The 24,851-nt window shown below is 43.6% G+C and carries 37 protein-coding genes; 4 read left to right on the top strand and 33 right to left on the bottom strand.

Annotation, left to right across the window (positions count from 1 at the left end; all coding sequences use genetic code 11):
- Positions 1–15: 15 nt before the first annotated feature.
- A complete protein-coding gene (locus C1E24_RS00670) occupies positions 16–909 on the bottom strand; it encodes a bifunctional GNAT family N-acetyltransferase/hotdog fold thioesterase (RefSeq protein ID WP_138477788.1) in 894 nt (297 codons plus the stop codon).
- A 196-nt stretch (positions 910–1,105) separates the two neighbouring features.
- On the opposite strand from C1E24_RS00670, the gene C1E24_RS00665 reads away from it, so the two are divergent.
- A complete protein-coding gene (locus C1E24_RS00665) occupies positions 1,106–1,795 on the top strand; it encodes a spermidine synthase (RefSeq protein WP_138477786.1) in 690 nt (229 codons plus the stop codon).
- On the opposite strand, the gene dtd is transcribed toward C1E24_RS00665, so the two are convergent.
- The 3 genes from dtd to C1E24_RS00650 form a co-directional block, all read right to left on the bottom strand.
- Positions 1,792–2,229 (bottom strand): D-aminoacyl-tRNA deacylase, encoded by a 438-nt coding sequence (gene dtd, locus C1E24_RS00660; RefSeq protein ID WP_138477784.1) that lies wholly within the window; start codon positions 2,227–2,229, stop codon positions 1,792–1,794. The genes C1E24_RS00665 and dtd overlap by 4 nt on opposite strands.
- Positions 2,230–2,339: 110 nt before the next feature.
- A complete protein-coding gene (locus tag C1E24_RS00655; RefSeq protein ID WP_138477782.1) occupies positions 2,340–3,278 on the bottom strand; it encodes an alpha/beta fold hydrolase in 939 nt (312 codons plus the stop codon).
- A 25-nt stretch (positions 3,279–3,303) separates the two neighbouring features.
- Positions 3,304–4,203, bottom strand: a complete 900-nt coding sequence (locus C1E24_RS00650; RefSeq protein ID WP_138477903.1) for a virulence factor BrkB family protein — start codon at positions 4,201–4,203, stop codon at positions 3,304–3,306.
- A gap of 87 nt (positions 4,204–4,290) precedes the next feature.
- Between C1E24_RS00650 and C1E24_RS00645 the strand changes: the two genes are divergently transcribed.
- Entirely contained in the window at positions 4,291–4,941 is a 651-nt protein-coding gene (locus tag C1E24_RS00645) for a DUF2959 domain-containing protein (protein WP_138477780.1), read from the top strand.
- Positions 4,942–5,238: 297 nt separating this feature from the next.
- On the top strand, positions 5,239–5,613 hold the full coding sequence (locus C1E24_RS00640) for a hypothetical protein (protein WP_138477779.1): 375 nt from the start codon (positions 5,239–5,241) through the stop codon (positions 5,611–5,613).
- Between the two features lie 55 nt (positions 5,614–5,668).
- On the opposite strand, the gene C1E24_RS00635 is transcribed toward C1E24_RS00640, so the two are convergent.
- The 12 genes from C1E24_RS00635 to rpsJ form a co-directional block, all read right to left on the bottom strand.
- Complete coding sequence (locus C1E24_RS00635) at positions 5,669–7,693, bottom strand: S9 family peptidase (RefSeq protein WP_171040712.1); 2,025 nt, start codon at positions 7,691–7,693, stop codon at positions 5,669–5,671.
- A gap of 379 nt (positions 7,694–8,072) precedes the next feature.
- Entirely contained in the window at positions 8,073–8,330 is a 258-nt protein-coding gene (rpsQ, locus tag C1E24_RS00630; protein WP_058031279.1) for a 30S ribosomal protein S17, read from the bottom strand.
- On the bottom strand, positions 8,330–8,521 hold the full coding sequence (gene rpmC, locus C1E24_RS00625) for a 50S ribosomal protein L29 (RefSeq protein ID WP_058031280.1): 192 nt from the start codon (positions 8,519–8,521) through the stop codon (positions 8,330–8,332). The genes rpsQ and rpmC overlap by 1 nt, the downstream gene beginning before the upstream one ends.
- Positions 8,521–8,934 (bottom strand): 50S ribosomal protein L16, encoded by a 414-nt coding sequence (gene rplP / locus C1E24_RS00620; RefSeq protein WP_058031281.1) that lies wholly within the window; start codon positions 8,932–8,934, stop codon positions 8,521–8,523. The genes rpmC and rplP overlap by 1 nt, the downstream gene beginning before the upstream one ends.
- Before the next feature lie 13 nt (positions 8,935–8,947).
- Entirely contained in the window at positions 8,948–9,649 is a 702-nt protein-coding gene (gene rpsC / locus C1E24_RS00615) for a 30S ribosomal protein S3 (RefSeq protein ID WP_138477775.1), read from the bottom strand.
- A gap of 12 nt (positions 9,650–9,661) precedes the next feature.
- Positions 9,662–9,994: a 50S ribosomal protein L22 gene (rplV, locus tag C1E24_RS00610; protein WP_010367080.1), complete on the bottom strand. Its 333-nt coding sequence runs from the start codon at positions 9,992–9,994 to the stop codon at positions 9,662–9,664.
- A 12-nt stretch (positions 9,995–10,006) separates the two neighbouring features.
- A complete protein-coding gene (rpsS, locus tag C1E24_RS00605; RefSeq protein WP_010561269.1) occupies positions 10,007–10,285 on the bottom strand; it encodes a 30S ribosomal protein S19 in 279 nt (92 codons plus the stop codon).
- Positions 10,286–10,301: 16 nt separating this feature from the next.
- A complete protein-coding gene (rplB, locus tag C1E24_RS00600; RefSeq protein ID WP_138477773.1) occupies positions 10,302–11,126 on the bottom strand; it encodes a 50S ribosomal protein L2 in 825 nt (274 codons plus the stop codon).
- 17 nt (positions 11,127–11,143) lie between these two features.
- Complete coding sequence (gene rplW / locus C1E24_RS00595; protein WP_130254369.1) at positions 11,144–11,446, bottom strand: 50S ribosomal protein L23; 303 nt, start codon at positions 11,444–11,446, stop codon at positions 11,144–11,146.
- A complete protein-coding gene (rplD, locus tag C1E24_RS00590) occupies positions 11,443–12,045 on the bottom strand; it encodes a 50S ribosomal protein L4 (protein WP_130254432.1) in 603 nt (200 codons plus the stop codon). The genes rplW and rplD overlap by 4 nt, the downstream gene beginning before the upstream one ends.
- A 17-nt stretch (positions 12,046–12,062) precedes the next feature.
- Positions 12,063–12,698 (bottom strand): 50S ribosomal protein L3, encoded by a 636-nt coding sequence (rplC, locus tag C1E24_RS00585; protein WP_138477772.1) that lies wholly within the window; start codon positions 12,696–12,698, stop codon positions 12,063–12,065.
- Positions 12,699–12,725: 27 nt separating this feature from the next.
- Complete coding sequence (gene rpsJ / locus C1E24_RS00580) at positions 12,726–13,037, bottom strand: 30S ribosomal protein S10 (protein ID WP_058031288.1); 312 nt, start codon at positions 13,035–13,037, stop codon at positions 12,726–12,728.
- Positions 13,038–13,417: 380 nt separating this feature from the next.
- Here rpsJ and plsB point away from each other — a divergent pair, with 380 nt between their 5' ends.
- Positions 13,418–15,844 carry a glycerol-3-phosphate 1-O-acyltransferase PlsB gene (gene plsB, locus C1E24_RS00575; RefSeq protein WP_138477770.1) on the top strand — a complete coding sequence of 809 codons (2,427 nt, stop codon included), beginning with the start codon at positions 13,418–13,420 and terminating at the stop codon, positions 15,842–15,844.
- Positions 15,845–16,182: 338 nt separating this feature from the next.
- On the opposite strand, the gene rplQ is transcribed toward plsB, so the two are convergent.
- From rplQ to rplN, 17 genes are all read right to left on the bottom strand, one after another.
- Entirely contained in the window at positions 16,183–16,581 is a 399-nt protein-coding gene (gene rplQ / locus C1E24_RS00570) for a 50S ribosomal protein L17 (protein WP_058031289.1), read from the bottom strand.
- A gap of 38 nt (positions 16,582–16,619) precedes the next feature.
- Positions 16,620–17,606, bottom strand: a complete 987-nt coding sequence (locus C1E24_RS00565; RefSeq protein ID WP_138477768.1) for a DNA-directed RNA polymerase subunit alpha — start codon at positions 17,604–17,606, stop codon at positions 16,620–16,622.
- Positions 17,607–17,630: 24 nt separating this feature from the next.
- Positions 17,631–18,251 (bottom strand): 30S ribosomal protein S4, encoded by a 621-nt coding sequence (gene rpsD / locus C1E24_RS00560; protein ID WP_058031291.1) that lies wholly within the window; start codon positions 18,249–18,251, stop codon positions 17,631–17,633.
- A 21-nt stretch (positions 18,252–18,272) separates the two neighbouring features.
- A complete protein-coding gene (rpsK, locus tag C1E24_RS00555; protein ID WP_010562279.1) occupies positions 18,273–18,659 on the bottom strand; it encodes a 30S ribosomal protein S11 in 387 nt (128 codons plus the stop codon).
- Positions 18,660–18,672: 13 nt separating this feature from the next.
- The gene (gene rpsM, locus C1E24_RS00550) at positions 18,673–19,029 is read right to left on the bottom strand and encodes a 30S ribosomal protein S13 (RefSeq protein WP_058031679.1); all 357 of its coding nucleotides are present in this window, start codon (positions 19,027–19,029) and stop codon (positions 18,673–18,675) included.
- Between the two features lie 127 nt (positions 19,030–19,156).
- On the bottom strand, positions 19,157–19,270 hold the full coding sequence (gene rpmJ, locus C1E24_RS00545; protein WP_002959476.1) for a 50S ribosomal protein L36: 114 nt from the start codon (positions 19,268–19,270) through the stop codon (positions 19,157–19,159).
- Positions 19,271–19,292: 22 nt separating this feature from the next.
- Positions 19,293–20,621, bottom strand: a complete 1,329-nt coding sequence (gene secY, locus C1E24_RS00540; RefSeq protein ID WP_138477766.1) for a preprotein translocase subunit SecY — start codon at positions 20,619–20,621, stop codon at positions 19,293–19,295.
- Between the two features lie 11 nt (positions 20,622–20,632).
- A complete protein-coding gene (gene rplO, locus C1E24_RS00535; RefSeq protein ID WP_058031293.1) occupies positions 20,633–21,067 on the bottom strand; it encodes a 50S ribosomal protein L15 in 435 nt (144 codons plus the stop codon).
- 4 nt (positions 21,068–21,071) lie between these two features.
- A complete protein-coding gene (gene rpmD, locus C1E24_RS00530; RefSeq protein WP_058031294.1) occupies positions 21,072–21,251 on the bottom strand; it encodes a 50S ribosomal protein L30 in 180 nt (59 codons plus the stop codon).
- Positions 21,252–21,257: 6 nt separating this feature from the next.
- On the bottom strand, positions 21,258–21,764 hold the full coding sequence (gene rpsE, locus C1E24_RS00525) for a 30S ribosomal protein S5 (RefSeq protein WP_138477764.1): 507 nt from the start codon (positions 21,762–21,764) through the stop codon (positions 21,258–21,260).
- 9 nt (positions 21,765–21,773) lie between these two features.
- Positions 21,774–22,124, bottom strand: coding sequence for a 50S ribosomal protein L18 (gene rplR / locus C1E24_RS00520; RefSeq protein ID WP_058031296.1), 351 nt, complete (start codon positions 22,122–22,124; stop codon positions 21,774–21,776).
- 9 nt (positions 22,125–22,133) lie between these two features.
- Positions 22,134–22,664 (bottom strand): 50S ribosomal protein L6, encoded by a 531-nt coding sequence (gene rplF, locus C1E24_RS00515; protein ID WP_130256638.1) that lies wholly within the window; start codon positions 22,662–22,664, stop codon positions 22,134–22,136.
- Between the two features lie 13 nt (positions 22,665–22,677).
- A complete protein-coding gene (gene rpsH, locus C1E24_RS00510; protein ID WP_138477762.1) occupies positions 22,678–23,070 on the bottom strand; it encodes a 30S ribosomal protein S8 in 393 nt (130 codons plus the stop codon).
- Positions 23,071–23,090: 20 nt separating this feature from the next.
- Positions 23,091–23,396, bottom strand: a complete 306-nt coding sequence (rpsN, locus tag C1E24_RS00505) for a 30S ribosomal protein S14 (protein WP_058031299.1) — start codon at positions 23,394–23,396, stop codon at positions 23,091–23,093.
- A 10-nt stretch (positions 23,397–23,406) separates the two neighbouring features.
- A complete protein-coding gene (gene rplE / locus C1E24_RS00500; protein WP_058031300.1) occupies positions 23,407–23,946 on the bottom strand; it encodes a 50S ribosomal protein L5 in 540 nt (179 codons plus the stop codon).
- 16 nt (positions 23,947–23,962) lie between these two features.
- Positions 23,963–24,277, bottom strand: coding sequence for a 50S ribosomal protein L24 (gene rplX, locus C1E24_RS00495; protein WP_058031301.1), 315 nt, complete (start codon positions 24,275–24,277; stop codon positions 23,963–23,965).
- Between the two features lie 10 nt (positions 24,278–24,287).
- On the bottom strand, positions 24,288–24,656 hold the full coding sequence (gene rplN, locus C1E24_RS00490; RefSeq protein ID WP_138477760.1) for a 50S ribosomal protein L14: 369 nt from the start codon (positions 24,654–24,656) through the stop codon (positions 24,288–24,290).
- Positions 24,657–24,851: the final 195 nt, after the last annotated feature.

The raw sequence follows: 24,851 nt of genomic DNA, 5'->3' as shown, positions 1-24,851 counted from the left end.
ATCTAGCGCTTAATTTTAGCGAAGCACAACAAAGCAGCCTTCAAACTTAGCAACCAGTTTATCGCCATCGTACACATTCACTGGTACATAGTATTTCGCTTTACCTTCAGTTTCTAACTCAAGCAATTTGCCCGAACAATCTGCGATAGTCACAGTCGCACTTGGTGCCGTTGTGAGTGGCTTAAGGTATTTGATTTCAGCATCAGCTAATACAATGTTACCTTCAAGGTTGAGCTCTTTAAGCGCCAAATAGGTCGCGCCCCACCCTGTCAGGGTCGCCATGCTGTATACCGAACCTGCAAACATTGAGTTATGTAAATTTAAGTTCGCTTTTAAGTCTGCTTTAGTTGAAAACTGCCAGTCAGTGTAGCTTTCAACTTTAATGCCCATCGCATCACTGATTGGAATAGACTCACGCCATGTGTTTTGCAGTACCTGCGTCCAGTCAGGGTGGCGGAACCAACCTGGCTCACAAGGCTTTTGTTTTACCATTTTCCAGTGCTGTACGTCACCGTATGCAAGGTGGGCTTTTTCTAATACGGTATAACCATGCTTCTCATAAAAAGACAGCGCTCGTTCACGGGCAAATAATACTAGTTCATCAGCATTTTGCTGCCAAGCTACCTTTTCAAGTTCATGCAGTAAGCGGCTACCTAAATGTTGACCTCGGTGCTTTTCATCTACCGCCATATAACGCACTTGTGCTTGCTGTTGGTTATTAAAGTGCAAACGTGCAACGGCTAATACATCTCCGTCGTTATTCTTAATATAACGATGCTCCGCTTCTTGCTCTAAATCGTCTTGCTCAGAGCCGCGAGGCTGTTCCCACGGGGCGCGTAAGACTTGCCAACGTAATTGATAATAGGCTTGCCAGTCTTCGCTACTTTGTGGCGCAGTTACCTGAAACATAGTTACTCCTGTTGAAATGCATCTCTGGCCGTCGATTTACTAACAAAGCAACGGCAACTTGGTGTCGTTTTTATAAACTCACCATACTAGAAAACCGCAAAATAAAACATAGTTTCGCGCTGCTTCAACAACAATCAATGTAAAACTTGGTGGACACACTGGCATTACAGAAAAGCTCAGCTATGATGATGTAATTATGGAAAAATTTTTCACAAGCTCTGACACTTTGAGCACCGACTTTGTTTTTCACTGCCACGATTTTGGACATCTAATTTATTGGCAGAAACATGGCCAGATCAGTATTCAAGTGCGCCAAGAAAAACAGTATCGATGGCTCTTAATCAACGACACTTTACAATCTGTGATTGATAGAGACGATGCTTCGCGCCTATTACTTCCACATTTACAGCAGCTTGCAACGCTTTGGCAGCCATTAGCAGCGCCAAAAACCGTATTAGAGTTAGGGCTGGGTGCTGGGGCTATCCGTAACTACTTAGAATCTCAATACCCAGACGTGCATGTCACCTCGATTGAAAAAGATCCTGAAGTTATCCGCTGTTATAAGAAGTATTTCGACGGTGATGCACTCAGTGCATTGATCTGTGATGACGCCGAGCGATTTGTGCAAAAAAGTGCGTTATATGATTGGATTATTCTAGATTTATTTAGCCAAGAAGATGCGCCGAATTTTTTGTTCGACCATAAGTTTTATCAAAGTATTCGCAATCGCTTAAATCAAGGCGGCTGGCTGTTTATTAACTTTCTCTCCAGCCACCCCTCACAGTTAGAGCAACTTCAACACCGACTGATCACCAATTTTGGCAAGAAGCCCAATGAAGTTGCCATACCCGACTACTTGAATCACATCATCGCAGTAAGCCGCTAAACTGACAGATTAAAGGTGACCGGCCCGTCGTTACACAAGCTCACTTGCATATCTGCAGCAAACTGTCCTGTTTGCACTTTAATACCCGCGGCCTTTGCCTGTGCCACAAAATAGTCGTATAACGCTTCGGCTTGCGCTGGCGTACCCGCGCTCGAAAAACTAGGACGCATGCCTTTTTTAGTATCAGCGGCCAAAGTAAACTGCGATACCACTAAAAGCTCACCCTCAATGTCTTTCAGGCTGAGATTCATTTTGCCAGCGTCATCCGTGAATATGCGGTAATTACTCACCTTGTGAAGTAGCTTGTCTGCTGTAGACTCATCATCAAGCTTTTCAACGCCCAATAGCAATAAAATGCCTTTACCTATCGCACCAACGCACTCACCCGACACGTCTACTTTTGCGTGAGCAACTCTTTGAATTAATCCCTGCATATCATTCTCAAAACTTTATTTTTAATGTGCTAAATATACCGAATTTAGCCGTTTTCTAAAACGAAAGTCTTTACCACTTAGAATGTGTAACGCCTGATATAACAAAGGTATTAATGCAAACGACACAGCATTAAGTCAGAAGCACGAATAATGGCATCCATATAGTCACCTTCTCGCTGTGCGTGCCCAGCATTCTCCAATACATAAAATTGCGCTTTATGCTTTTGAGCAAAGCGTTGTACGGGGGCATAGCGACACAATAAATCATCTCGACTATGAATAAGCCAGCATGGTAGATGACAAAGCGACGCTTTAAATTGAGCGATATTACAGAGCTGAGAAAAATTTTGTTCTTGGAAGAGGTGACACATGATTTTTGCTTGCTGAACATTACAGTGCGCTTGTTCAATGTTGGCAAGTCTGGCTCTTGCGCCTAAAGCCAACTTTGATTCCCAAGCCATCCATAACTGTGCTGCTTTATGTTGCTCCAGTTCATCTGTGCCTGTCAAAGACTGATAATAATGCTGTAAGATCTCCGCTTCGCTTTTGAGACCATGGCTAAAATCTGAATACAACTCAGGATAAAATTGCGCACCCGCCCCATGTGGCCCATACAACCAAGCGAGATCGGTGGTTTCAGCGAGGAAGCTTGCCCAAAGTATTAACCCTGACACTCTTTCAGAATGAGATTGATAAAAAAGTAGCGCCAATGTCGCCCCCCAAGATCCCCCTGCAATGACACTTTTTTCAATACCAAGATGATTAAGCAGCAAATGCATGTCATCCACCAAATGGGCTGGACTATTATGCGCCAGTGAATCAGGGGAAGAGAGACCGCAGCCCCGCTGACTAAATAAAATAATGCGGTATTTTCGTGGATTAAACAGGCAGCTCATCGCAGGCACAAGACCCGCTCCCGGGCCACCATGGCAAACGATAACAGGCACACCTTGCTCGCACCCGTATTCTTCTACATGAATTTGTGCACCTTGCCCTACTGCAAGGTGAAAGCTTTGACGCGCCGCTTTGAACTCGTAACCGAGAGACATAAGACCTCCAAGGTTATCGCTTTTCTCACTGTGCTATATGCTGGCTATCCTCAGTGTGTTGTTCAGGCGCTTGCTGTTGCTCAAGCCTTTCGCTTAAACACACAGTAAACTCAGCGCCTAACAGCACCACAATCCAAGACAAGTAGACCCAAACAAATAGGATCGGCACAGTTGCTAATGCACCATAAATCACTTCATAAGAAGGAAAGTGACTGATATACATAGCAAAGCCTTTCTTGGTTAGCTCGAACAACAATGCCGCAAACAAAGCACCAGGGATCGCAGCTTGAAAAGCAACTCTCTTATTCGGAACTAAAGTATAGAGCATAATGAAGCCGGCCATGGAAATTGCGTAAGGTAAAAGTTTTAATAAAAAGCCACTAAACCCTGGAATACCCTGATCGGCAAACGATACCAATGAAACAATGTAAGAAGTCACACCAATACTTGCTCCTAGTAAAACCGGGCCCAGTGTTAATACCATCCAATAAATCGCAAAAGAGATCATAAACGGTCGCTTCTCTTTTACTCGCCAAATGCGATTTAAGGCAGTATCTACATTTCTGATAAGCAATAGCGCCACAGCCGCTAAGAAGCTAATGCCCACGGCGGTCATTTGATTTGCATTACCCGTAAAGGCGCTGATATGAGACTTAATAGAATCTGTTGAAGTCGGGACAAAGTTAGTAAAAATGAAGTTCTCTATGGCAACTCGGGTATCTTCAAACCCTGGAAAGGCTGAAAATATTGCCACACCGACCGCAATTAATGGCACCAAAGACAAAAGCGTCACATAAGCCAAGTAACCTGCATTGATGGTAATTTGATCTTCTAGGCAGCGCTTAAAATAATGCTGCCACCAACTAGGTTGACGCGCTAAAAACTCTTTCGCTTTGGACTGTAATTGCTGATAGTGCAGTTGCATAGAAATAAAATAAACAGGAAACGTTTTGCACATCATAGCAATCCGCCCCATAATTTACATCAAGATAGTTAATAAAATAGGTTGATTATGAAACATTTAGCTATAGCAGCTGCACTGTGCCTAGGCCTCAGCGCGTGCCAAACCGTTTACTACTCTGCAATGGAAAAAGTCGGTGTTCACAAACGTGAGATATTAGTTGATAGAGTCGAAGCCACAAAAGAGTCACAACAGAATTCACAACAAGAGTTTCAATCAGCACTCGAAAGATTAACCACACTCGTTAATTTTGATGGTGGCGAATTGCAAACTGCCTATGAGCAATTGAATGATGATTATGAATCAAGCCTTTCGGCTGCGAGCGATGTCTCTAACAACATCGATAAAGTAGAAGATGTCGCCGAAGCATTATTTGATGAATGGCAGGATGAACTTGGCCAATATTCAAATGCCAATTTAAAACGTGAAAGTGAGAAAAAGTTAAAGCAAACACAAAGGCAGTTCTCTAAGCTGCTTAAATCGATGCGTCGCAGTGAAGCTAAAATGCAGCCTGTTTTAGATTCATTGAAAGACAATGTACTGTATTTAAAGCATAACCTGAATGCCCAAGCTGTCGCGGCGATCCGAGGTGAGTTTGACTCTTTGAAAGTCGATATTCAAAACCTAATCAATGATATGAATCGTTCGATTGCCGATTCGAATGCTTTTATTGAGCAAATGAATCAGAATAAAGTGAACTAGTTTTTATACCTCCTACTAAACAAATTAATCGCCTGTCATTTAACATTTTATGGCAGGCCACTTACCAGAAAAACGTCAATCTCATCATTTTGTAAATTCCTAAAGTGTTTTCTACACCTAATCTGTAAGCTTCAACCCGAATGACACATACTCTTCTGCTCTTTATATGTGCAAAACCCAAGCGATGGACAAATTTAACTATAAAAGGTACATTCAGAGAAGCGAAATTAGAAAGCAAGCTGCAAATAATTAAAAGTTAGAAAGTCACAATCAGGGGAGATTTTTACGGTGACAACTATGTTAAACAAGTATAAATATGAATTACTATACACCTTTTTGATAGCCACTTATATCACACTAAGCGGCTCATCATCTTTCATACTCACTCTATGGATCGTCTCAGTGCCTTTGCTGCTACTTGGTTTGAATGGCTTTTTGAAGTTCAAAACACAGCCAATCAGTAGGAGAAACCAATTCGCCTCGATCGCTTGTCATTTGATTATGTTAATAGTCACTATTTCATTGCACTTTGACATTGGCGGAGTCACTACAGGAAGTTCTACATCAGCAATTGCACTGGTTATGCTACCAATTTTATGTGGCGCAGGAGTAATTGCGCTAGTAGCACTTCACTGGCTGTTTAACTTTTTAAAACACAAAAATGTGATTTAATAAGTGAAAAATAGCTACTTAGGTAGCTATTTTTCATTCTCTCTTCTCAGCGTAATTAATGACGTGAAAACCAATCCAAAATACGATCTAAACGCTCAACTAAATTTGTAGGCGTACCAGTGCGAGACAGACCATGTGTCTCACCTTTAAAGATCACCATTTCTACAGGAACATCATTCGCTTTTAGCGCATAAAACCACTCTTGGCCCTGCCCTATGGGTGTCACCATATCTTGATCACTGTGGATGATCAGAGTCGGTGTTGACACCTGATCAGCATATTTTAATGGTGAGCGATCCCAATATCCGGCAAAGTTGGTCCAAAGCGTGCCACCAAACTCTTTCGTCATTTGCGCTGGCGTATACTCTTGCGTGCCCGCCTCAGAGATCCATGAGCTGACACTACGTTGTGTGACTGCAGCTTTAAAGCGATCGGTTTTGGTCGTGATCCAATTAGTTAAAAAGCCACCATGACTGCCCCCTGTGATATACAGGGCATCTTTATTAATCCAGCTATTCTGTGCAATAACCTTATCTAAAAACTGCATGTTATCTCTGTAATCTGCACCACCGTAATCCTTTCTAACAGCTTTACTATGTGCAATACCATAGCCGCTACTACCACGGTAATTCACATAAACGACACCATAGCCTTTGGCAGCATACATTTGGTTTTCATGGAACCACTGGTGCCCCCACATACCACCAGGACCGCCTTTAATGTTCAATACCAGTGGATATGATTTATTCTTGTCGAAATTAATTGGCTTATGAACGAAACCCTGTACTTTCACTCCCTGCTCATTCTCAAACCAAAATGATTCTGCCGGTGAAAGGGCTTTGCTCGCAATCAATGCATCATTAAATTGTGTGAGCTTTTGCAGTTTTTTCGACTGAATTTCATATCGATATAGTTCTGGCAGTGCCGTTGAACTTTCTAAGGTAAAGACGAGAAACTTGCCACCTGGTGCAATTGCTAAATTTCTAACCGTTTTGTCTATGTCTAATAGTTTTTTGACCGATGCAGCCCCAGTGTCAACTGCGAATAAACGGTGGGCACCCTGATCGCTGGTTGTAAAATAAAGCGACTTATTTGTCGGTGACCATAAAGCCCCTGAAGCGCGTCTGTCGAATGCTGCAGTTAAATTTTTTGGCTTACTATTTCCACGCTGTAAAAATAGATCTGCTTGCTCATAGGTGTCTTCTTGGTGGCTGTACACGACCGATTTACCATCATGCGAAACGCTCACGTTATATTGACTGCCTTGATGTTGAGTCAAAGCAACTTGCTGCTTTGTCTTAATGTTTAAGCGATAGATATCGCTATTATCATTCCCCTCATACTCGAGCCCTGTTTTATTGGCATGAAAATAAACATATTGACCATCTTTAGACAAAGTTGGGCCATTCACATTCCAATCAGACCCTTCTGTCAGTTGAGTCAATGCTTGGCTTTCTAAATCATAGGTAAATAGATGGCGACGCTTATCACTTAAATAACCTGCGCCATCTCCGATATACCTCGAATTTTTGACAACCACAATATCTGGTTTAGTACGCTTATTTTCAGACTTACTGTCTAATGCTTCATTTTCTTTCTCGGGACTCACAGTTAATGTGAGCAACAACAGCTCGCCAGATGGCATCCATTGAAAACTCGACAGACTTTGCTCTACGAAAGTCACTTGCTTTGCCTCACCGCCATTGGCTGGCATGACAAATACCTGAGATTTACCATCAACCGAACGGATAAAGGCAACACGAGAGCCATCTGGTGACCATTTAGGCGCACGATCGCCTGTGCCTTGAGTAAACTCAGAAACAATACCTGATTTGTTTATTTTGAAGACCTGACTGTTTCTTCCGCTGGCATCGTCATTGACTGTTCGTTTAACAAATAAAATGTCTTCGTTATTAGGAGACACCTGAGGTGAATTTAAAAAGACAAAATCAAAGTAATCTTCAGGCACCAAGCCTTTTGACTCTTTCTTTGCTACAGATGCGTGTGCATGTGTGGTGGTAAATAGGGAAAATAATAATGCCCAAGTTAGTAAGCCACTCAAATGGCGCTTTTCATTCATATCCTTCATTCCAAAACTCAAAGTCAAAGATCAGAAACAATGGCATCAACACAATGAGGAGAGTCATTGTTAATGCATGTCCCGAAAGTAGTTTCAAATTGAAGAATACGTGAGCAGTCAGTATAAGTCTTAATAAATCGATAAAAGGACGTTACTGAAATATAAAATGCATTTCATTTCTGTGGTGATTTCATGAATTGAAACAGGTTTAATACCCTGTTACCGGTAGTACGCTTGATAAATTAGCCGTTTGAGTTAAATAAGATTTAGCCTGATTTGGAAAACACGACAAACTATAATTTACTTACCCTCTAAACGACAAAAGCCCCAGCAAATGCCGGGGCTTTTAAGCAATTATAAACTTAGTCTAAGACTAAAATTAAGCTTGCTTAGGACTAGAAACAACTTCTACTAAAGTCCAAGACTTATTCTTAGAAATTGGCGCGCACTCACGAATAGTAACTACGTCACCTGCTTTAGCAGTGTTGCTCTCATCGTGTACTGACAATTTAGTAGTACGCTTGATGAATTTACCGTAGATCGGGTGCTTAACCTGACGCTCGATAGCAACAACAATTGATTTGTCCATTTTATCGCTTACTACACGACCTTGAAGAGTACGGATCTTATCGCTCATTATGCACCTGCCTTCTGGTTAATAACCGTTTTAACACGCGCAATGTTGCGACGTACTTTTCTCAGTTCGTGAGTTTGAGCTAGCTGACCAGTGCTCGCTTGCATGCGCAGGTTAAACTGCTCACGAAGTAGCTCAAGAAGTTCAGCATTTAGCTCTTCTACGCTTTTGTCTTTTAATTCGCTAGCTTTCATTACATTACCGTCCGAGTTACGAAAGTTGTCTTGAATGGTAGTTTACGAGAAGCAAGGTTGAATGCTTCACGAGCAAGCTCTTCAGAAACACCTTCCATTTCGTAAAGCACTTTACCAGGCTGAATTTCAGCAACCCAGTATTCAACAGAACCTTTACCTTTACCCATACGAACTTCAAGCGGCTTGTTTGTGATTGGCTTGTCTGGGAACACACGGATCCAGATTTTACCTTGACGCTTGATGTGACGAGTCATAGCACGACGAGCTGCTTCGATTTGACGAGCAGTCATACGACCACGACCAGTTGCTTTCAAGCCGAATGAACCGAAGCTAACTTTGTTACCGTTGTTCGCAAGACCACGGTTGCGGCCTTTATGAACCTTACGGAATTTTGTACGTTTTGGCTGTAACATTAATCGCTACCTCTTACTTAGCACTTTTTTTGGCTTTCTTCGGAGCACGTTTAGCTGGCTTCTCTTGCTCTTGTTTCAGTGGAAGACCACCGATAACTTCGCCTTTGAAGATCCAAACTTTAACACCGATGATACCGTAAGTGGTTAAAGCTTCAGAAGTTGCGTAATCGATATCAGCACGAAGCGTATGTAGAGGTACACGACCTTCACGATACCACTCAGCACGTGCGATTTCAGCACCGCCTAGACGACCGCTAACTTCAACTTTGATACCCTTAGCACCTAGACGCATTGCGTTCTGTACTGCGCGCTTCATAGCACGACGGAACATAACACGACGCTCTAGCTGAGAAGAGATACCGTCAGCAACTAACTGTGCATCTAGCTCTGGCTTACGTACTTCTGCAATGTTGATTTGTGCAGGTACACCAGCAAGCTTAGTTACAGCTTGGCGAAGCTTTTCAACATCTTCACCTTTTTTACCGATAACAACACCAGGACGAGCTGTGTGGATTGTTACACGGATTGATTTAGCTGGACGCTCAATAACGATTTTAGACACAGAAGCAGACTTCAATTCCTTAGTAAGGAATGTACGTACTTTGTGATCGCCAAAAAGCTGTGCAGAGAAATCTTTACTATTCGCGTACCAGGTAGAAACCCAAGGTTTAGAGATACCTAGGCGAATACCAGTAGGATGAACTTTTTGTCCCATTACTTATATCTCCTAGCTATCTGAAACCACAACAGTGATGTGGCTTGAACGCTTAAGGATGCGGTCTGCGCGTCCTTTAGCACGTGGCATGATACGCTTCATTGTAGGACCATCGTCCACAAAGATCGTAGCTACACGTAGCTCATCAATGTCAGCACCTTCGTTATGCTCTGCGTTAGCAATAGCAGACTCTAGTACTTTTTTAACTAATACAGCCGCTTTCTTAGGGCTGTACGCCAGGATTTCTAGTGCGCGATCAACCGGTAGTCCGCGGATCTGATCAGCAACTAGACGTGCTTTTTGCGCCGAACCAGAGGCGAATTTGTGTTTAGCTAATGCTTCCATCATATCCTCCGATTAACGCTTCTTCGCTTTCTTATCCGCAGCGTGGCCGCGGTAAGTGCGTGTAGGTGCAAATTCACCTAGTTTGTGACCGATCATTTCGTCCGAAACAAATACAGGGACGTGCTGACGACCATTATGGACTGCGATGGTCAATCCGATCATATTAGGGATGATCATTGAACGACGGCTCCAAGTCTTGATAGGCTTCTTGTCACCGCTTTCCAACGCCTTCTCTACCTTCTTCAGCAAGTGTAGGTCAATAAAAGGACCCTTCTTGAGAGAACGTGGCATGGCAATTCCTCAACTATTACTTAGTACGACGACGTACGATTAATTTATCAGTACGCTTGTTTTTACGTGTCTTCTTACCTTTGGTAGGAACACCCCATGGAGATACAGGATGACGACCACCAGAAGTACGACCTTCACCACCACCGTGTGGGTGGTCTACTGGGTTCATGGCAACACCACGAACTGTAGGACGGATACCACGCCAACGCGTTGCACCAGCTTTACCTAGTGAACGTAGCATGTGTTCTGCGTTACCTACTTCACCTAAAGTTGCGCGACAATCCGCTTCAACTTTACGCATCTCGCCTGAACGTAGACGAAGTGTTACGTACTGACCTTCACGAGCAAGGATCTGAACGTATGCACCCGCTGAACGAGCGATTTGAGCACCTTTACCAGGCTTAAGCTCAACGTTGTGAACAGTAGAACCTACAGGCATGTTGCGCATTGGTAATGTGTTACCAGCCTTGATTGGTGCATCAACACCAGACTGAATAGTATCACCAGCTTTTAAGCCTTTAGGTGCGATGATGTAACGACGCTCACCGTCTGCATATAATACAAGAGCGATGTTTGCGCTACGGTTTGGATCATATTCTAAACGCTCAACTTTAGCCGGAATACCGTCTTTAGTACGTTTAAAATCGATTACACGGTAGTGTTGCTTATGACCACCACCGATGTGACGAACCGTGATACGACCGTTGTTGTTACGACCACCTGATTTAGAGTTCTTCTCTAATAGCGGAGCGTATGGCTTACCCTTGTGTAGATCAGGGTTAACCACTTTAACGACGTGACGACGACCCGCAGAAGTTGGTTTACACTTTTGAAGTGCCATAATTCTAACTCCCCTTATTACTCGGCGCCGCCGACAAAGTCTAGCTCGCTACCTTCTTTAAGAGTAACGTAGGCTTTTTTCCAGTCTGAACGACGACCGAAACGCATGCCAGTACGCTTTGCTTTACCCTTAACGTTAAGTGTGCGAACACCAGTTACTTCTACTTCAAAAAGCTTCTCAACAGCAGCTTTAACTTCAGCTTTAGTTGCGTCTGTTGCTACTTTGAAAACGATTGTGTTGTTTTCTTCAGCTGCAATAGTGCTCTTTTCAGAGATATGTGGAGCAAGGATTACTTTTAAAAGACGTTCTTCACGGATCATGCTAGCGCCTCCTCAAGTTGCTTAACAGCACCTGCAGTAATTAATACCTTATCGAAAGCGATTAGGCTTACTGGGTCAATGCCAGCTACATCACGTGTATCAACCTTGTATAGGTTACGTGCAGAAAGGAATAGATTCTCATCTACTTCTTCAGTCACGATTAACACGTCTTTAAGCTCAAGCTCTTTAAGCTTACCAACAAGCTCTTTAGTCTTAGGTGCTTCTAAACCGAAGTTTTCAACAACAACTAAACGCTCTTGGCGTACAAGCTCAGATAAGATGCTTTTGATCGCACCGCGATACATCTTACGGTTAACTTTTTGGCTGTGATCTTGCGGCTTAGCTGCAAAGCTCACACCACCGCTGCGCCAGATTGGGCTGCGGATTGTACCAGCACGTGCACGGCCAGTACCTTTTTGAGCGAATGGTTTTTTACCACCGCCACGTACTTCAGAACGTGTCTTCTGAGCACGAGTACCTTGACGAGCACCTGCTGCGTATGCAACAACTACTTGGTGTACTAATGCTTCGTTAAACTCACGTCCAAAAGTAGCTTCGGAAACTTCAAGCGCACCAGCGCCTTTAATTGCTAATTCCATCACTAAATCTCCAGGACTTATGCTTTAACAGCTGGTTTAACGATAACGTCACCGCCGATAGCGCCAGGTACTGCACCTTTAACTAAAAGCAGGTTACGCTCTGCGTCAACACGAACTAGTTCAAGATTCTGAGTCGTTGAACGCTCAGCACCCATGTGACCGGCCATCTTCTTACCTTTAAACACCTTACCAGGTGATTGGTTTTGACCGATTGAACCAGGAGCACGGTGAGAGATAGAGTTACCGTGAGTAGCGTCTTGCATGCTGAAATTCCAGCGCTTAACACCACCTTGGAAACCTTTACCTTTTGAAGTGCCAGTAACGTCAACTTTGTTTACGTCATTGAATAGCTCAACTGTTAGTTCAGCACCTACTTCAAATTCACCTTCTCCGCCGTTAAGACGGAATTCCCACAGGCCACGACCCGCTTCAACGCCAGCTTTAGCGAAGTGACCCGCTGCTGGTTTGTTTACACGGCTTGCTTTTTTCTCGCCTGCAGTAACTTGAAGCGCGTTATAACCGTCTGTAGCGTCAGATTTGATCTGCGTTACACGGTTAGGCGTCGCTTCGATAACTGTCACAGGGATAGATACACCATCTTCAGTGAAGATACGTGTCATACCCACTTTACGACCGACTAGACCTAATGCCATTTTCCTAAAACCTCTCTAATCTTCCGATTAACCCAGGCTGATTTGAACATCAACACCAGCAGCAAGGTCTAGGCGCATTAGAGCGTCTACAGTCTTGTCTGTTGGTTCTACGATGTCGATCAGACGTTTATGGGTGCGGATTTCATACTGATCACGCGCATCTTTGTTTACGTGCGGTGAGACCAATACAGTGAAGCGCTCAAAACGTGTAGGAAGTGGGATTGGACCACGTACCTGTGCACCTGTGCGTTTCGCAGTTTCCACGATTTCCGCCGTTGATTGGTCAATCAAACGGTGGTCAAAAGCTTTTAGGCGAATACGAATGCGTTGATTTGACATTCTTTAACCTCAATAAAAAGAGCATTTAAAAAGAGCATAAAAAAACCTCCGAAACCACCTAAATATTAGGAAGTCGGGTGTTCTTCTATTTCTACCATTGAGCTCCAAATCGGAGCTCCTATTTAATGGCTTGAGATCCAAGCCTTATTTCTAACTTTCCAGCTAATAATGAGCGGAAAGTTTGCGTATTATATAGAGACTGGTGATAAATGCAACAGTTTATCTTAATAAATATCTTATCTAGCGTTACAGCGAATGGGTCGAGTTCTTTTTGAAAACATCTACACTTTATAGAAGCTTCTGAGATTGATGCTTTTTTGTAAATGGTCAGTCCAGTATTTCCTTGGTATTCTATAGCAAATTTTTTAGCTGGTTATGATATGAACATTTTGACTCGCAGCGCGAACGTAATTGCAGCTTCCGTAAACCGTATTTTGGTTAGGACAAAACTGCTGCCGGAATCTCCTGTTGCACAATTTGATCTCGACCCATCTGTGCCTACGTTTTACGTAACGCGTCTAAATTCAAAAGCAGATTTAGCTGCATTAGCAGCAGTATGTAAGCAGTTGGGCTTACCAGACCCAAGAGAGCAGCAACCACTCTCAGGAAAACAGATTGACCGTTTTATTCCACTTGCTAACCCAACTCCGCTGTTTGGTGATAAAGCAAAGCCCAGTGACGCACTTGAACTGGGTAAACAAATATTTGATGCGTTTAGTCTCTCTCCTGAACAACGCGCACAAGTTGTGCCTGTTACTATTCTCTGGGGCCGAAACCCAGGCAAAGAAAAACCAGGAATCGGCACACTATTCTCTCACTCAATGACCCCTAGCAGGTTACGAAAGTTTTTTGTTTTGCTGTTCTCAGGTAGAGATAATCTTGTGCGTTTTAGTCAACCCATTGAACTCAATCAGTTGATGACGGATAAAGCGGATGTTGACGAACTGCCACACAAATTACTTCGCGTGGCACGCGTGCACTTCAAACGTCAAAAATTGGCTGCAACAGGTCCCAAGTTACCATCAAGAGAAGCGCTGTTCTCAGGCTTACTTGCATCACCAAGTATTAAGAAGGCGATTGCAGACGAAGCGAAAGCAAAAGGGTTAAGTCATCAAGAAGCCAAGTTAAAAGCGAAAGAATTACTTGAGGAGATTGCTGCCAACTACTCTGATGCTATGATCCGAGTCGGTGACCGTATTTTAACATGGTTGTGGAACAAGCTTTATAATGGCATCGAAGTGAAATACGCAGAGCGTGTTCATGAGCTAACCAATAAAGGTCATGAAATTATCTATGTGCCTTGTCACCGTAGCCACATGGACTACCTGTTACTGACTTATGTTATCTATCACCAAGGGTTGGTTCCTCCACATATCGCAGCTGGTGTGAATTTAAACTTCTTCCCTGCAGGTGGGATTTTTCGTCGTTCTGGTGCTTTCTTTATTCGCCGCTCTTTTGCTGGTAACAAACTTTACTCGGCAATTTTTAAAGAGTACTTAAGCCAACTCTTTATGAAAGGTTACTCGGTTAAGTTTTATACTGAGGGTGGCCGCAGTAGAACAGGTCGTCTATTACCACCTAAGACAGGTATGTTAGCTATGACCATGCAAGCTATGCTTCGTGGCATTGAAAGGCCAATCTCTATTGTGCCTGTTTATATCGGTTATGAGCATGTGATGGAGATTAATACGTATCTGAAAGAGCTCGCAGGTAATAACAAAAAGAACGAATCCATCTTCGCAGTCTTTAAAGCGATTAAAAATCTTAAAAACTATGGTCGCGGTTATCTTAACTTTGGTGAGCCAATCGCCCTTCAGCAATACCTAAATGAACACCAACCTGATTGGCGTGCGCATATTGGCGATGATAGCGCGAAACCACAATGGCTGAACACCCAAGTTGCAAACGTGGCGCAAGACATCATGACCAATATAAACAGCGCCGCTGCACTAAATGCTGTTAACTTACTCGCCACAATTTTACTGAGTCGCGATCAATTTGCTTTAAGCAAACCAAAGTTACTAAAGCAGCTGGACTTTTATTTAGCACTTCAGCAGCAAGCAAAATATAACGATCAAGTCACGCTTCCTTCAGATGATACACAATCATTACTAGAGCATGCTTTAAAGTTAAATAAGTTTGATGTGTTAACTGATGAAATGGGCGAAATTATCTCTATTAAGGAGAAAGAGCGCACATTATTTAATTACTATAGAAATAACATCATTCACCTTTTTGCTGTACCAAGCATACTTGCACAGTTAATTTATCAAAAAACAGAAATCTCTATTGAGTCTGCAAATAAGACCGTAAATGCATTGTATCCGCTGTTTGCGAAAGAATGGTTTTTAACTGCTCTCTCTGAGGACTATATCGGGAATATCTTAAATAGCTTTGAACAACAGAAGCTGATCAGCACGGATAATGGCATCATCAAGATCACTGCGGACAAGCAAGCGCAAGCTCAATTAGAAATGCTTGGTAACGTGATGCATCTAACCCTTGAACGTTATGCAATTACGACGACGCAGATCATCAATTCAGATGCGATTGAGCGCCAGCAGCTTGAAGCAGATTGTGAAGTGTTAGCCAAACGCTTAGGTACTTTACATGGCATAAAAAGCCCAGAGTTCTTTGATAAGAAGGTGCTTACCAATCTGATATCAGGGTTAAAGGAGCAAAACTATATCAGTATTTGTGAGCAAAATACTATCCATGCAGAAGAGGCTATTGCTAACTTACAATCGCAACTCACCGAATTATTACCAGCCAGTATTTGGCAATCTATCCATGAGCACAGCAGCTAATTTAAAACACTTCAAAAGCCGCATTTCATAATGTGGCTTTTCTTTAACTCATATCACGCTCTATTAAATAGGCAATAACCTAGCATTAAAACATCTTTGAGCATCATACTTACCTTAAGCACAAACATTTTTGACCGAGTTAATCAAACTGAGTTTTTAGTAATCTGAAACTTGTAAGCCAAAGGAATGTTGAATTAATAGATATCGGAAGGGGTTAAAAATGAAAATGTTAGTTTGGGGGTTATTTTGTTGCTTCGACTGAAACCTACATTAAATAAAACGTTTCTAAAAACAAAAAGGCCGAGCTAATGCTCGGCCTTTTCATGTCTTATAAAGACTTACTCTGCAGACTGTGCGTCTTCTTGAGTTTCTTCCGCAACTGGACGGTCTAGAAGCTCAATGTAAGCCATTGGTGCGTTATCACCAGCACGGAAACCACACTTAAGAATACGAGTGTAGCCACCAGGACGCTCTGAAAAACGAGGACCTAGTTCGCTGAATAACTTACCAACAACTTCTTTATCACGCGTGCGAGCAAACGCTAAACGACGGTTTGCTACGCTGTCAGTCTTAGCCAGTGTGATTAAAGGTTCAATTACACGGCGCAACTCTTTCGCTTTAGGCAAAGTTGTTTTGATGATTTCGTGCTTCACCAAAGAACCAGCCATGTTGCTGAACATCGCTTTGCGATGGCTGCTGTTACGGTTTAATTGACGACCACTCTTACGATGGCGCATGACCCTATCCTTCTAACTAAACTAATATAGTAATCTGATTATTCAGCTAGACTTGCAGGTGGCCAGTTTTCTAGGCGCATGCCTAGAGAAAGACCACGTGAAGCTAGCACGTCTTTGATCTCTGTTAGAGACTTCTTACCAAGGTTAGGCGTCTTAAGAAGCTCAACCTCAGTACGCTGTACCAGATCACCGATATATTGAATTTGCTCGGCTTTCAGACAGTTCGCTGAACGTACAGTTAGCTCTAAATCATCAACAGGACGAAGTAGAATCGGATCAAACTCCGGCTTCTCTTCTTTCGCTTCTGGCTCAGAAACATCACGTAAATCTACGAATGCTTCAAGCTGTTCAGCTAGGATAGTCGACGCACGACGGATCGCTTCTTCAGGATCTAGTGTGCCGTTCGTTTCCATATCGATGATTAGTTTATCTAAGTCTGTACGCTGTTCAACACGTGCTGACTCAACCGAGTACGCAATACGCTCAACCGGGCTGAATGATGCATCAAGCAACAAACGACCGATTGGACGCTCATCGTCATCAGAGGATAAACGACTTGACGCCGGTACATAACCACGACCACGCTCAACACGAATACGCATGCTGATCTCGCTATTGTCAGCCGTTAGGTGACAAATCACGTGCTCAGGATTTGCGATTTCTACATCGCCATCATGTTGAATATCTGCCGCAGTCACAGGGCCTACACCAGATTTAGTCAGGGTAAGGAAAACTTCATCTTTACCTTCTAGAGATACTGCTAAGCCTTTTAGGTTTAACAAAATTTCAATGATGTCTTCTTGAACGCCTTCTTTCGCGCTGTACTCGTGTAATACACCGTCGATTTCAACTTCAGTCACTGCGCAACCTGGCATAGATGACAGAAGAATACGACGTAAAGCATTACCCAAAGTGTGACCAAAACCACGCTCAAGTGGCTCTAAAACAACTTTAGAACGTGATGGGTTGATAGCGTCGATATCGACTAACCTTGGCTTTAGGAATTCGGTTACAGAACCCTGCATTTTATCCTCTCTTAACTCTTAACTTTACTTCGAGTAAAGTTCGACGATTAGTTGTTCGTTAATGTCCGCAGACAGATCAGAACGCTCTGGTAGGCGCTTGAAGCTACCTTCCATTTTCTTACCGTCAACTTCAATCCAAGTTGGCTTTTCACGTTGCTCAGCCAACTCTAGAGCAGCGATGATACGCGCTTGCTTTTTAGACTTCTCACGAATTACTACTACATCTTCAGGAGTAACTACGAAAGAAGGGATATTAACAACAGTACCATTAACCATAATCGCTTTGTGGCTAACTAGCTGACGTGCTTCAGCACGTGTGCTTGCAAAACCCATGCGATATACAACATTGTCTAAACGTTGCTCTAGAAGCTGTAATAGGTTTTCACCTGTGTTACCTTTAAGGCGAGCAGCTTCTTTATAGTAGTTACGGAATTGCTTTTCTAGTACACCGTAAATACGACGAACTTTTTGCTTTTCACGTAATTGTAGACCGTAATCAGATAGACGACCTTTACGAGCACCGTGCTGACCAGGTGCTGTTTCAAGCTTACACTTAGAGTCGATTGCTCTAACGCCGCTCTTAAGGAACAGGTCAGTACCTTCACGACGACTTAGCTTGAGCTTAGGGCCCAAATATCTTGCCATGTTCTTTCTCCTAACCTATTGTTATACGCGACGTTTCTTCGGTGGACGACAACCATTATGAGGGATTGGCGTCACGTCAGTGATGTTTGTGATACGGTAACCTAGTGCATTTAATGCACGAACTGAAGATTCACGACCTGGACCTGGGCCCTTGATGAATACTTCTAGGTTCTTAAGACCGTACTCTTGTGCAGCAGTACCTGCGCGCTCAGCAGCAACCTGTGCAGCGAACGGAGTAGACTTACGAGAACCACGGAAACCAGAACCACCTGCAGTCGCCCAAGAAAGAGCATTACCTTGACGGTCAGTGATGGTCACAATAGTGTTGTTGAATGATGCATGAACGTGTGCCATACCATCAGCAACTTGCTTTTTGACCTTTTTACGACGAATTGGTGCTTTAGCCATAACTTACCCCACCTTATTTCTTGATAGGCTTGCGTGGACCCTTACGAGTACGCGCGTTAGTCTTAGTACGCTGACCACGTAGTGGTAGCGAACGACGATGACGTAAGCCACGGAAACAACCAAGGTCCATTAGGCGCTTGATGTTTAGTGTAACTTCACGACGAAGGTCACCTTCAACAGTGTACTTACCTACTTCTTCACGAAGTACGTCAAGTGTTTCGTCAGAAAGATCACCGATTTTAGTAGTTTCGGCGATACCAGTCGCTGCTAAGATCGCCTTAGCGCGAGTTTTACCTACACCATAGATGCTTGTTAAACCGATAACAGCATGCTTATGGTCAGGAACGTTAATGCCTGCGATACGGGCCACTAACATATCTCCTATAATTAAACTTGATCATCATCTTGCTGGAAAGCCCGTATAGGATACCCAGCCGATATTCAAGTTTTACCAATGAAACAGGCTAAGTAATATTACTTAGCCTGCATGACTTTTATTAGCCTTGCCTTTGCTTGTGCTTTGGCTCACTGCAAATCACACGTACAACGCCTGCACGCTTGATTACTTTACAGTTACGGCAAATTTTCTTAACGGAAGCACGTACTTTCATTGCTCAACTCCGTAAACTAGCCTTAACGACCGTAGCCCTTAAGGTTTGCTTTTTTCAGCACAGAATCATACTGATGCGACATCATATGAGTCTGTACTTGTGCCATAAAGTCCATGATTACTACAACGATAATCAAGATTGATGTACCGCCGAAGTAGAATGGCGTTTGCCACGCCATAGTCATAAACTCGGGCACTAGACAGATAAAGGTTATATACAACGCGCCCGCAAGGGTTAAGCGTGTCATCACTTTATCAATGTATTTTGATGTCTGTTCACCCGGACGAATGCCTGGAATAAAAGCGCCAGACTTTTTAAGGTTATCTGCTGTCTCACGCGGGTTAAATACCAACGCAGTGTAGAAGAAGCAGAAGAAGATAATAGCCGCAGCTAATACCATCGCATACAGAGGCTGACCAGGAGTCAACACTGCAGAGATAGCTTGTAGCACATCAGCGACCGGACCTTCACCTTGGCCGAACCAGCTTGCAATTGTACCAGGGAACAAAATGATACTGCTAGCAAAGATTGGTGGAATAACACCCGCCATATTAACTTTTAATGGTAAGTGCGTGCTTTGAGCAGCAAATACCTGACGACCTTGTTGACGCTTCGCATAGTTAACAACGATACGACGTTGACCACGCTCAAAGAACACAACAAGATAAGTTACAGCGAATACGATTACCGCAATCATTAGCAGTACAAAAACATTCAGATCGCCTTGGCGCGCCATTTCGGCTGTCGAGCCAACAGCAGACGGCAGGTTAGCTACGATACCAACAAATATTAGAACTGAGATACCGTTACCGATACCACGCTCTGTAATTTGTTCACCCAGCCACATAAGGAACATAGTACCCGTTACTAAGCTCACCACAGCGGTGAAATAGAAACCAGGACCTGGGTTAACAACTAACCCGTCCATCATGCTTGGTAAGCCAGTGGCGATACCAATTGACTGGAATGTAGCAAGCACGAGCGTACCGTATCGAGTATACTGGCTGATTTTCTTACGACCTTGCTCACCTTCTTTCTTAAGCTCTATCATCGCAGGATGTATGTGCGTTAATAGCTGCATAATAATCGAAGCTGAGATATAAGGCATAATACCCAGCGCTAATACCGAAGCACGCTCAAGCGCACCACCACTGAACATGTTGAACATCTCAACAATGGTGCCCTTTTGTTGCTCGAAGAACTCGGCAAGTACAGCGGCGTCAATCCCAGGGATCGGCACGAAAGAACCTAAACGGTAAATAATAATTGCACCTAATACAAATAGTAAACGGCGCTTTAATTCCGCTAAGCCACTTTGTGCACTTTGCATATCTTGACCTGGTTTAGCCATTGTGTACTTCCTTAGTCTTCTACCTTGCCTCCGGCAGCTTCAATAGCTTCGCGTGCACCTTTAGACACTTTCATGCCTTTAACAGTAACAGCGCGTGAAACTTCGCCAGATTTAACTACTTTAACGAACTGGATGTTCTTTTTAACTAGACCAGCTGCTTGTAACGCGTTCAGATCTACCACATCGCCTTCAACTTTAGCGATTTCGTATAGGTTTACTTCAGTAGATACTAGAGATTTACGTGAAGTGAAACCGAACTTCGGTAGACGACGTTGCATAGGCATTTGACCGCCTTCGAAACCAACGCGAACTTTACCGCCAGAACGTGATTTTTGACCTTTGTGACCACGGCCGCCAGTTTTACCTAGACCAGAACCGATACCACGACCAACACGTTTACCAGCAGACTTAGAACCTGCAGCAGGAGAAAGAGTATTCAAACGCATCGAATTAGCCCTCTACCTTAACCATGTAAGAAACTTGGTTGATCATACCACGTACACATGCTGTATCTTCTAATTCAACAGTGTGGTTGATACGACGTAAACCAAGGCCACGTAAAGTTGCTTTATGCTTCGGTAAACGACCGATAGAGCTCTTTACTTGAGTAACTTTTACAGTATTTGCCATGGTTAATTACCCCTGAATTTGGTCAACAGTTAGACCACGCTTAGCAGCGATCTTCTCTGGAGAGTTCATGTTCTCAAGAGCAGATACTGTAGCGCGAACGATGTTGATTGGGTTAGTTGAACCGTATGCTTTAGAAAGTACGTTCTGTACACCAGTTACTTCTAGTACTGCACGCATCGCACCACCTGCGATGATACCTGTACCTTCAGATGCTGGCTGCATGTATACTTTAGAACCCGCGTGGCGACCCTTGATTGGGTGCTGTAGCGTGTTGCCATTTAGGTCAACAGTGATCATGTTACGACGTGCTTTTTCCATTGCTTTTTGAATTGCAGCTGGAACTTCACGTGCTTTACCGTAACCAAAACCTACTTTACCTGCGCCATCACCAACTACTGTTAGTGCAGTGAAGCTAAAGATACGACCACCTTTAACTACCTTAGACACACGGTTTACCGCGATTAGCTTTTCAGCTAATTCTGGCTGTTGTGCTTTTGCTTCTACGTTAGCCATTGTCTACTCCTAGAATTGCAAGCCAGCTTCACGCGCTGCATCAGCAAGCGCCTTCACACGGCCGTGATATTTAAAGCCACTACGGTCAAAAGCAAGTTTTTCAATGCCTTTGTCTGCAGCGCGCTCAGCAATTGCTTTACCTACAGCTTGTGCTGCAGCGATGTTGCTAGTGCCTGTTAGGGCCTCTGCAATTGCTTTCTCAACAGTAGAAGCAGCAGCCAGCACAGTACCTTCAGCGTTTACTAGCTGAGCGTAAATGTGACGTGGCGTGCGGTGGATAACAAGACGCGTTGTGCCTTGTTCAATAAAATTTCTACGAGTGCGCTTAGCACGACGTAGACGAGCTGTTTTCTTATCCATCGTCTTACCTTACTTCTTCTTAGCTTCTTTACGACGCACGTGCTCATCAGCGTAACGTACACCTTTACCTTTATAAGGCTCTGGCTCACGGTATGCGCGGATGTTAGCAGCAGTTTGACCAACTAATTGTTTGTCAGCGCCTTTAACTACTAGTTCAGTTTGGCTAGGAGCTTCGATTGTGATGCCCGCAGGGATCTCGAAGTTCACTGGGTGTGAGAAGCCAAGAGTTAAGTCTAATACTTTACCCTTAACTGCAGCACGGTAACCAACACCTACTAATTGAAGCTTTTTCTCGAAACCTTCGTTAACACCTTGGATCATGTTGTTGATCAGTGCACGTGCAGTACCAGCTTGAGCCCAAGCATTTGCTACGTCACGTGGAGCAGTAGTGATAACGTTGTCGTTTAAAGCAACTTCAACAGCATCGTTAACTACACGAGTTAATTCGCCGTTTTTGCCTTTAACTTTGATTTCCTGGCCAGCTAGTGTAACTTCAACACCGGCAGGAACTGCAATAGGAGCCTTCGCTATACGAGACATAGTTCCCCTCCGATTAAGCTACAAAGCCAATGATCTCACCGCCAATACCAGCACTACGTGCAGCACGGTCAGTCATTAAGCCTTTAGAAGTTGATACGATAGCGATACCTAAACCACCCATTACCTTTGGTAAGTCGTCACGTCTCTTATAGATACGTAGACCAGGGCGGCTAACACGCTGGATATTTTCGATTACAGCTTTGCCTTCGAAGTACTTAAGTTCGATAGTCAATTCTGGTTTTGCGTCGCCAGCTACTGCGAAGTCAGTGATATAACCTTCTTCTTTTAGTACTTTAGCAACTGCTACTTTCAGCTTTGAAGTTGGCATTGAAACCGATACCTTCTTCGCAGACTGACCGTTACGGATACGTGTGAATAAATCCGCAATAGGATCTTGCAAGCTCATGTCTTACTCCCGTGATTCTATTACCAAGAAGCCTTTTTAAGGCCAGGAATTTCACCGCGCATAGCAGCTTCGCGAACTTTGATACGGCTCATGCCGAACTTGCGAAGGAAACCATGTGGGCGGCCCGTGATGTTACAACGATTACGTTGACGTGCAGGGCTTGAATCACGCGGTAAAGACTGAAGCTTTAATACCGCGTCCCAACGATCATCTTCAGATGCGTTAACATCGCTGATGATTGCTTTTAGTGCAGCGCGCTTTTCAGCGTACTGTGCAACTAATTTAGTGCGCTTTGCTTCGCGCGCTTTCATTGAATTCTTTGCCATAACCCTACCCTTACTTTTTGAATGGGAAGTTGAACGCTTCTAATAACGCACGGCCTTCATCATCTGTTTTCGCAGAAGTAGTGATCGTGATATCCATACCGCGAACGCGGTCTACTTTATCATAATCAATTTCTGGGAAGATGATTTGCTCACGTACGCCCATAGAGTAGTTACCGCGACCGTCAAAAGACTTTGCGCTAACACCGCGGAAGTCACGAATACGTGGCATCGCGATAGAGACTAAACGCTCTAGGAAATCCCACATACGCTCGCCGCGTAGGGTTACTTTACAGCCGATTGGGTAACCTTCACGGATCTTAAAGCCAGCAACTGATTTACGAGCTTTAGTCACTAAAGGCTTCTGACCAGAGATTGACTCAAGGTCGCGTACAGCGTTCTCAAGGATCTTCTTGTCAGCTAGGGCTTCGCCCACACCCATGTTAAGTGTGATCTTTTCGATCTGAGGGACTTGCATGACAGAGCTGTAACCGAACTTTTCAAAAAGTTCTTTTACTACTTTGTCTTTGTAAACTTCATGCAGTTTCGCCATCGTCTACTCCAACTAATTAAATAGCTTTTCCGTTAGACTTAAAGAAACGAACTTTTTTGCCGTCTTCAAATCTAAAACCTACACGATCAGCCTTGCCTGTTTCGGCATTGAAGATCGCTACGTTAGAAGCGTCGATTGATGCTTCTTTTTCAATGATACCGCCAGCTTGTTGAAGCTGAGGAACTGGTTTTTGGTGCTTCTTGATAAGGTTTACACCTTCAACGAAAACACGACCAGTTTCAGTAACAACTGAAAGCACTTTACCGCGCTTACCTTTGTCTTTACCGGCTAGTACGATTACTTCGTCATCACGACGGATTTTTGCTGCCATGATCGACTCCTTATAGTACTTCTGGTGCTAGTGAAACGATCTTCATGAACTTGTCGTTACGTAGTTCACGAGTCACAGGGCCGAAGATACGAGTACCAATTGGCTGTAAGCTATCATTTAAGATAACAGCCGCATTGCTATCGAAACGGATTAAAGAGCCGTCTGGACGACGAACGCCTTTTTTAGTACGCACAACTACTGCGTTTTTAACATCACCTTTCTTCACTTTACCGCGAGGAATTGCTTCTTTAACAGAAACTTTAATGATGTCACCAACTGCCGCGTAGCGACGGTGCGAACCACCAAGGACTTTAATACACTGCACTTTGCGAGCGCCGCTGTTATCAGCAACGTCCAGCTGAGTTTGCATTTGGATCATTTTTGATGCTCCGGTGTAGTTAAACTTCGCTTCAAATTTGTATAAATATGAAGCAGTTAGGTTGTTAATCACTCAAAAAACGTGGAGTTCGTCTTTCAAGGGCGGGCAATTGTAGCAATAAACATGGGGGATGGATAGTTCAATTTTTAATTAATTGTGCTATTCCACCAAGTTTTCTAGATTGCATTTCTGATA

Source organism: Pseudoalteromonas phenolica (assembly GCF_005876835.1).
GTDB classification, from domain to species: Bacteria; Pseudomonadota; Gammaproteobacteria; order Enterobacterales; family Alteromonadaceae; genus Pseudoalteromonas; species Pseudoalteromonas phenolica_B.
The sequence above is the reverse complement of the archived record's forward strand: the minus strand, read 5'-3'. Positions and strand labels throughout refer to the sequence as shown.